Source organism: Micromonospora sp. NPDC049089 (genome assembly GCF_040648775.1).
Lineage (GTDB): Bacteria > Actinomycetota > Actinomycetes > Mycobacteriales > Micromonosporaceae > Micromonospora.
Map to the genome: position 1 here is coordinate 1 of NZ_JBEZEH010000280.1, position 7,266 is coordinate 7,266.

Sequence of the window (7,266 nt, forward strand, 5' to 3'; positions counted from 1 at the left end):
GCCCGGCGCAGGGATCAAGCCTGACCGCCCGGAGCCGGGCGGGCTCCCCCGAAAACCTGACGTGGTGCCGGCCGCGGTCGGCTTGAGGGGTCAGGTGGTGATCAATTCCACGGAGGGTTCGCTTCTCGCGGGGCGGCGCCAGCGGTCTATCCAGGGGGCGTCCGGGGCGCCGTCGAGGACCCCGCCGTCCGGGTCGTCCGGGTAGGTAGCCCGCACCGCGTCCTGCTCAGGGTGCAGGATCTCCTTGACGACGAACACGCAGAGCACCACCACAGTGGCCAGTCGCAACGTCGAGGCCAGCACGAACACCCCCTCCGGGAAGACGGGCTTGCTGGTTGCCGCACCGAGCAGTTCTCCGTAGAAGGCGACGAAGTAGCAGACCTCGGCGATCTGCCAGGCCAGGAACGCGCCCCACTTCGGCCGGGCGAGCACCACCAGCGGGAGCAGCCAGAGCACGAACTGCTGCGACCAGACCTTGCTGAAGATCAGGAACGCGGCGACCACCAGGAAGGCGAGCTGACCCAGCCGGGGTCGGCGCGGTGCCCGCAGCGCCAGCACGGCGATGCCGAGGCAGGCCAGCCCGAACAGCGCGTACGAGACGGTGTTGAGGGTCGGGATGTTGGCGTTGAGCCACTCGAACGGGCCGAGGCTGCCGGGGTCGTTACCGACCTTGCCGTCCAGGTAGCGCCCGATGTACCAGAGCGTGCCCCAGTCGATCGGCCGGGTGGTGTTCAGCTCGAAGAACCGGTCCCAGTTCTCCGGGTACGCCCGCGCGGCCGGCAGGTTAACGAGGACCACCGCCGCGACAGCCGTCCCGATGGCGATGAGCGCGGCCCGAACCCGGTCGGCCCGTAGCGCCAGGATGAGGATCGGCCCGAGCAGGAACAGCGGCCAGAGCTTCGCCGCGCCGGCCAGACCGAGCAGCACGCCGGCCACCGCCGGTCGTTTTCGGGCCCAGGCGAGCAGGCCGAAGGCTGCCAGCCCGATGGCGAGCAGGTCCCAGTTGACGGTGGCGGTGAGCACCAGAGCCGGGGCGAGTGCGAACATCGCCGCGTCCCAGGGTCGTCGTCGGCGCAACGACAGGATCACCGCCACCGTGGCCACCGCGAGCGCGCCCAGCACCAGCGCGTTGAGGTTGTAGAACCACTGGCCCTGGTTGATGCTCGGGTCGCCGTCACCGATGGCGTGCACCGGCAGGCCCAGCGCCCCCATGAAGTAGCCGGTCAGCACCGGGTACTCGACCGGGTGGTCGCGGTAGGGCACCTTGCCCTCGTTGAGCCCTTCGGCGTAGTAGAGGGCGAGGACGTCGGTGTAGCAGAACCGGGTGTACTGGACGTTGTTCTGCCAGGCGCCGTTCTGGCAGGGCGACTTCTGCACCCAGTGCAGCGCGAGTGTGAGGCACACCAGCGCCAGCACGATCCGCGCGGCCGTCCAGAAGCGATGCTCCCGACCGGCCGGCCGGTTCAGCGCTGTCGCGTGGTCGCCGAGCGGCCCGCCGATGACGCTGGAGATGCCGCGGACGAACCCGTCGGAGCGGGACGGGTGATCAGTGGTTCCGGCGTCGTCGATGCCGGGCGTCGACTGGGTGCTCATGAAGAGGCATCCTGCCGTACGACAGGGGTGCCCGTCCCGTCCCGGCGCGGAGTTCCGGGTACGAAAACGCCGCCGCCGGCCGGGACGTGTCGTCCGGCCGGCGGCGGCGTCGTGTGCTGGTGCGGGTCACTCCCGGTTGGGTGGCAGGCTGGGCAACAGCCCGCCACCACCACCACCTGTGCCGCCGCCGCCCGGATTACCGCCGGGGTTGCCCCCAGGGTTGCCGCCGCCGGGGTTGCCGCCGCCCCCGGGGTTGCCGCCGCCCCCGGGGTTGTTGCCTCCGGGGTTGCAGAGGATGTCGATCAGCGGGTTACAGGGTTGTCCCTGACCGGGCTGACCCCCCGGGTTCGGCGGTGGCGGCGGGGGCGGCGGCGCTTCACCGTTCCCGGAATCCGGATCACCGACGTTCGCCGCCGGCGGGAAGTCAACCTTGGGCTTGCCCTTGAGCGCCTCGTTCATGAACCGCTCCCAGATCTCACCCGGGAGGTTGCCACCACTGACCTTGGTGCGGCCGTCCTTGAGGATGAGTGGCTTCCGTGCCCCCACGTTGCCCACCCAGACCGCAGTCGCCAACTGCGGCGTGTAGCCGATCATCCACGCGTCGCCGTTGTCCCTGCTGTCGTCCTTGAGTTCCCAGGTGCCGGTCTTGGAGGCGGCCTTGCGGCCGTCGTCGAGGCGGTGGTTGACAGCGGCCGGGTAGTCCTTCAGCACCGACGTCACATCGTCCACCACGCTCTTCTCGATTCTCCGCTTCGAGTCGAGCTTCTCGCTGTAGACCTTGTCCCACTTACCGGTGTTCGGGTTCTGCTTCTCCACCGAGTAGAGGAAGTGCGCCTTGTTGTAGACGCCCCCGTTGGCGAAGGTCGCAACGCCGTTGGCGTGGTCCAGCACCGTGATCGGATACTGGCCGTAGCCGACGACGTTGAAGAACGGCTCCGGCGTGATGTCCTTCGCGTCGGTCTTCGTCAGGTCGTAGGCCTTGGCCGGGTTGGTGTCAGTGCGCCACATGGTGGTGACGCCGGCCTGCTTGGCCATGTCGATGACCTTGTCGGCACCGATCTCCTCGGTGACGTAGTAGAACGGCACGTTCAGGGACTTGAGCGTGGACACCCGCAGCGTGCAGGAGTTGCCGCAGCTGGGGTTGTCGGTGCCGGCGTTGCTGACCTTGAAGGTGCCCTCCGGCTTGAAGGCCTTGCCCTTCCAGCGAGACTCGAGCGCCTTCTTCTCCTTGAGCGCGGCCGCCAAGGTGTAGATCTTGAAGCTTGAACCTGGCGAGTGACCGCCGCTGATCGCCCCGGTGGAGTCGGTGTTCTTACCGGCGTAGTCGGTGCCGGTGCCGTTGTCACCGCCGTAGTACGCGACCACCCGACCGTTCGTGGGATCGATCGACACCACCGCGGCCATGATGTTGGAGGGCTGACCGGCCAACTCGGAGCCCTTGGACTTGCGCTGGGCGGTCTCGACCGCCGCCGCCTGCATCTTCGTGTCCATTGTGGTGCGAATCCGGTAACCGCCAGACATCAGCGCCTGGGAGCACGACGGCTTGGTAGCTGTCACCTCCGTGTCCTTCTCGACACAGATACCCCTGTCCCGCATTTCCTGCCGGACGTAGTTGATGACGTTGCCGTATGGCGTGTCGACGCCGAAGTCGACGCCGATGCCGCCCTTCTTCGGGGACTTGATGGCCTTCAGCGGGTACTCAGCAGGACGCGGCTCCATGCCGGGTACACCCAGCCAGCCCTCCTTGACCATGCCGTCGATCACGTAGTTCCAGCGATCCTGTGCGGCGGTCGGGTTGATGGCCGGGTCGTACCCCTGGTGGGTGGAGCTGGGTTCTGGCTGCTTGATCAGAGCCGCGAGGACGGCACCCTCGGCCGGGTTGAGCTTGCTCACCGACTTGCCGAAGTAGGTCTGCGCTGCGGCCTCGATGCCGTAGGCGCCCCGGCCGAAGTAGATCACGTTGAGGTAGTGCTGCATGATCTGCGGCTTCGTGTACTCGTCGTTGAGTTTGGAGGCGAAGATCGCCTCCTTCACCTTCCGGGCGTACGTGTCGTCCTTCAGGTTGTCGTAGGCGTTGCGCGCGTACTGCTGGGTGATGGTGGAGGCACCCTGCTTGTCGCCGCCGGAGAGGTTGTTCCAGCCGGCCCGGGCGATGCCCTTGTAGTCCACACCCGAGTGCCGGTAGAAGTTCCGGTCCTCGGCTGCGGCCACCGCCTTCTGCACGTGGTCCGGAATCTGGTCGATGGTGACCAGGGTCCGGTTCTGATCGCCCACCTTCGCGATGATCGTCTTGTTGTCGAAGGCGTACAGGGTGGTCGCCTGCGGCGGAGTGATCTCGTCCGGAAGCACCACGTTCGTCGAGTAGTAGGTGAACCCGACCACGCCGATGCCGGCGAGCATGACGAAGACGGCGAACCCGGCGATCAGCAGGTTCATCCGCTTGCGCTTCTTCGCCCGCGCTGCGGCGCCCGGGTCGCCCGGACCACGGCCGCCCCGACCGGGACCACCAGGGCCGCCCGGCCCACCGGGACCCCCAGGGCCGCCCGGCCCACCGGAGACCGGTGAGACGCTCGCCCGCGCGACCGCCGCACGACCACCGACCGACGCGGACCCGACGCTGGCCCGGCCCGCCGAGGCGGTGCCGACCGAGGCCGCACCGACGGAGGCGGCACCGACCGCAGCCCTACCTGCGGGCGCGCCCGGCGCCGGGGAGACGGGCACCGAGGCCCGACCGGCGCCGGCGCGGCCAGCTGCCGCACCAGGTGCCGGCGACACCGGCACCGAGGCCCGACCGGCCCGGCCGGTCGCTGCCGAACCCACCGACGCGGACCCGGCGGCCGCGCTGCCACGCGGCGGCACCGAGGCGGAGCCACCGACCGTGGCGCGGCCACCGGCAGCCCGGGGCGTCACCGAGGCGCGGCCCGGGGTTGCCGCGCCGGAGTCACCGCCGGGCCGGCGGTACGCGTCGTCCGCGCCCGGTCCGGGGTCACCGTCCGGACCCGAGTACTGGGCCCGCCCGCGCGCAGAACTGGGATCACCGTACGAGTTCATTCCTCACACCCTGCCGGTCGCGGTGGGGCGCGGCTGCGCCGCCACCGGGTTGCCGTGAGTTGCTTCACCCGGGACGCCGGCACGGGGGTGCCGACCGACCGGGGTCATTGCCGTATCAATCGGGCCAATCGGGCGAACAAGCGGTCGGCCGTCCCGGGTTTCGTCTGCCACTCCGGGGCCGGTCCAACCAGCTGATGTCACCGTTGCGCCTCTCGCCTCCGCCGACCGGCGCCTTCGGCGCCCGCCGCGTCCTGCTCGCTCGTGCCGTCGCTGTCGCCGGTCAGACCGTCCCGGCCGAGCAGGTACTGCTCGACGAGATGGTTCCAGTCACAACCGAGGCACACCTCCACGACGAAGACCTGGAACTCACGCAGCGTCATCGCCAGCACGGGCAACTCGGCAAGTGTCCGAGCCTGGCCGGCGGACTGCTTGAGTTCGTCACCGTAAATGTAGTGGACCAGCGTCAGGTTTTCGCTGCGGCAGATCGGGCAGCGCCGGTCCGTCGGCTCTCCGTGGAACCGAGCGGCGTTCTTCAGGTACGGCGACGCGTCGCAGACGTCGTACGTGCCGACCCGGCCGGCCAGGAGCTCACGCAGCACTGCTCGCTTCTGAAGCGAGTAGTCGACGACCTGGCGCTGCGTACGCATGCGGAGAAGGGTACGCGGTCCGAACCGAGCAGGCGACCACGCTCACAATCCGTGACGACGACATCTCGGAACGGGGGTTTGCCCTGGCCCACGCGACCCGCTAACGTGCGATGTATCGGTCCGATACATCGCGGCGGTTACCACTCCACGCCGGAGGGTAAAGAGAGGGTGGCCAGTGCTTGAGTTCGCCATCCTCGGCCTCCTGCAGGAGTCTCCGATGCACGGCTATGAGCTGCGCAAGGAGCTGACCGCCAAACTCGGCGCGATCCGGGCGGCGATCAGCTACGGCTCGCTCTATCCCACGCTACGCAGGCTTCAGGCGGCGGGATGGATCACCGAAGCTGCTGAGACACCCGCCACTGCCGAGGAGGTTCCCGCGCTGACCAGCCGACGAGGTCGGGTGGTCTACAAAATCACCGCGGAAGGCAAGGAACGCTTCGCCCAGCTGATCGCACAGGCCGGACCCGAGACGTACGACGACACGGGCTTCGGAGTGCACTTCGCGTTCTTCGCCCGGACCGACCAGGCGACCCGACTGCGCATTCTGGAGGGTCGCCGCCGCAAGATCGAGGAGCGTCGCGAAGGGCTTCGTGACGTGCTGGGCCGGGCAGCCGAGCGCCTCGACGCTTACACGCTGGAACTGCAGCGCCACGGCCTTGATGCCTGTGAGCGCGAGGTCCGCTGGCTGGAGGAGCTCATCGCCAACGAGCGCTCCGGCCGAGCCCCGACGGTCCCGAACATAGGGACAGCCGGCGGCCGACGAGAAGACAACAGCCCGCCTCCGCCTGGAGAGACCAGGAATGAGCGGCCGTGACAGAAAAGAAGGAGGCAGACGCTATGGGCTCCGTCCGCGTCGCCATCGTCGGTGTGGGTAACTGCGCCTCGTCCCTGGTTCAGGGCGTCGAGTACTACCGGAACGCCAACCCGAACGACCGCGTCCCGGGTCTCATGCACGTCGCCTTCGGCGATTATCACGTCAACGCCGTGGAGTTCGTCGCGGCATTCGACGTGGACGCCAAGAAGGTGGGCATGGACCTCGCGGAGGCGATCGTCGCCAGCGAGAACAACACCATCAAGCTCTGCGACGTGCCGCCGACCGGCGTCAGCGTGCAGCGCGGTCCGACCTTCGACGGTCTGGGCCAGTACTACCGCGAGATCGTCGAGGAGTCGGACGCCACCCCCGTCGACGTGGCGCAGGCGCTGCGCGACGCGCAGGTCGACGTCGTCGTCTGCTACCTGCCGGTCGGCTCCGAGCAGGCCGCCAAGTTCTACGCCCAGGCCGCGATCGACGCCGGCTGCGCGTTCGTCAACGCCCTGCCGGTCTTCATCGCCTCCGACCCCGAGTGGGCCAAGAAGTTCGAGGACGCGGGCCTGCCGATCGTCGGTGACGACATCAAGAGCCAGGTCGGCGCCACCATCGTGCACCGTGCCCTCGCGAAGCTCTTCGAGGACCGCGGCGTCGAGCTGCTGCGCACGTACCAGCTCAACTTCGGCGGCAACATGGACTTCATGAACATGCTGGAGCGCAAGCGCCTGGTCTCGAAGAAGATCTCGAAGACCCAGTCGGTCACCTCGCAGATCCCGCACGAGATGAGCAAGAGCGACGTGCACATCGGCCCGTCGGACCACGTGCCGTGGCTGGACGACCGCAAGTGGGCGTACATCCGCCTGGAGGGCCGCTCGTTCGGTGACACCCCGCTCAACGCCGAGCTCAAGCTCGAGGTGTGGGACTCTCCGAACTCGGCCGGCGTCATCATCGACGCGGTCCGGGCCGCGAAGATCGCCCTGGACCGGAAGATCGGCGGCCCGATCCTGTCGGCCTCGTCGTACTTCATGAAGTCCCCGCCGGTGCAGTACGCCGACCACGACGCCCACCAGGCCGTCGAGGAGTTCATCGCCGGTGAGGTCACGCGCTGACGCGCTGATTCATCAAGCACGTGGAAGGGGGGGGGGGGGGGGGGGCGCGGCCGGCCCG

6 protein-coding genes are annotated in these 7,266 nt (G+C 68.6%); 3 read left to right on the plus strand and 3 right to left on the minus strand.

Features of this window, described 5'->3' with window-relative positions; translation table 11 throughout:
- Positions 1 to 90 precede the first annotated feature (90 nt).
- Together AB0B48_RS30845 and AB0B48_RS30850 are read right to left on the minus strand one after the other, a co-directional pair.
- Positions 91 to 1,593, minus strand: a complete 1,503-nt coding sequence (locus AB0B48_RS30845; RefSeq protein ID WP_357207711.1) for a glycosyltransferase 87 family protein — start codon at positions 1,591 to 1,593, stop codon at positions 91 to 93.
- A gap of 126 nt (positions 1,594 to 1,719) precedes the next feature.
- Positions 1,720 to 4,029 (minus strand): transglycosylase domain-containing protein, encoded by a 2,310-nt coding sequence (locus AB0B48_RS30850; protein WP_357207714.1) that lies wholly within the window; start codon positions 4,027 to 4,029, stop codon positions 1,720 to 1,722.
- On the opposite strand from AB0B48_RS30850, the gene AB0B48_RS30855 reads away from it, so the two are divergent.
- Positions 3,992 to 4,702 carry a hypothetical protein gene (locus AB0B48_RS30855; RefSeq protein WP_357207717.1) on the plus strand — a complete coding sequence of 237 codons (711 nt, stop codon included), beginning with the start codon at positions 3,992 to 3,994 and terminating at the stop codon, positions 4,700 to 4,702. The genes AB0B48_RS30850 and AB0B48_RS30855 overlap by 38 nt on opposite strands.
- A gap of 139 nt (positions 4,703 to 4,841) precedes the next feature.
- Here the strand turns inward: AB0B48_RS30855 and AB0B48_RS30860 are convergent, their stop codons facing one another.
- Positions 4,842 to 5,291: a DUF5318 domain-containing protein gene (locus AB0B48_RS30860; protein ID WP_355004535.1), complete on the minus strand. Its 450-nt coding sequence runs from the start codon at positions 5,289 to 5,291 to the stop codon at positions 4,842 to 4,844.
- 175 nt (positions 5,292 to 5,466) lie between these two features.
- Between AB0B48_RS30860 and AB0B48_RS30865 the strand changes: the two genes are divergently transcribed.
- The gene (locus tag AB0B48_RS30865; RefSeq protein WP_030331823.1) at positions 5,467 to 6,105 is read left to right on the plus strand and encodes a PadR family transcriptional regulator; all 639 of its coding nucleotides are present in this window, start codon (positions 5,467 to 5,469) and stop codon (positions 6,103 to 6,105) included.
- A gap of 23 nt (positions 6,106 to 6,128) precedes the next feature.
- Positions 6,129 to 7,208, plus strand: coding sequence for an inositol-3-phosphate synthase (locus AB0B48_RS30870; RefSeq protein ID WP_091396616.1), 1,080 nt, complete (start codon positions 6,129 to 6,131; stop codon positions 7,206 to 7,208).
- Positions 7,209 to 7,266 lie beyond the last annotated feature (58 nt).

Coding starts and splice junctions, on each gene's coding strand:
- AB0B48_RS30845 (WP_357207711.1), bottom strand. CDS start 1,593: ATGAGCACCCAGTCGACGCCCGGCATCGACGACGCCGGAACCACTGAT.
- AB0B48_RS30855 (WP_357207717.1), top strand. CDS start 3,992: ATGACGAAGACGGCGAACCCGGCGATCAGCAGGTTCATCCGCTTGCGC.
- AB0B48_RS30850 (WP_357207714.1), bottom strand. CDS start 4,029: ATGAACCTGCTGATCGCCGGGTTCGCCGTCTTCGTCATGCTCGCCGGC.
- AB0B48_RS30860 (WP_355004535.1), bottom strand. CDS start 5,291: ATGCGTACGCAGCGCCAGGTCGTCGACTACTCGCTTCAGAAGCGAGCA.
- AB0B48_RS30870 (WP_091396616.1), top strand. CDS start 6,129: ATGGGCTCCGTCCGCGTCGCCATCGTCGGTGTGGGTAACTGCGCCTCG.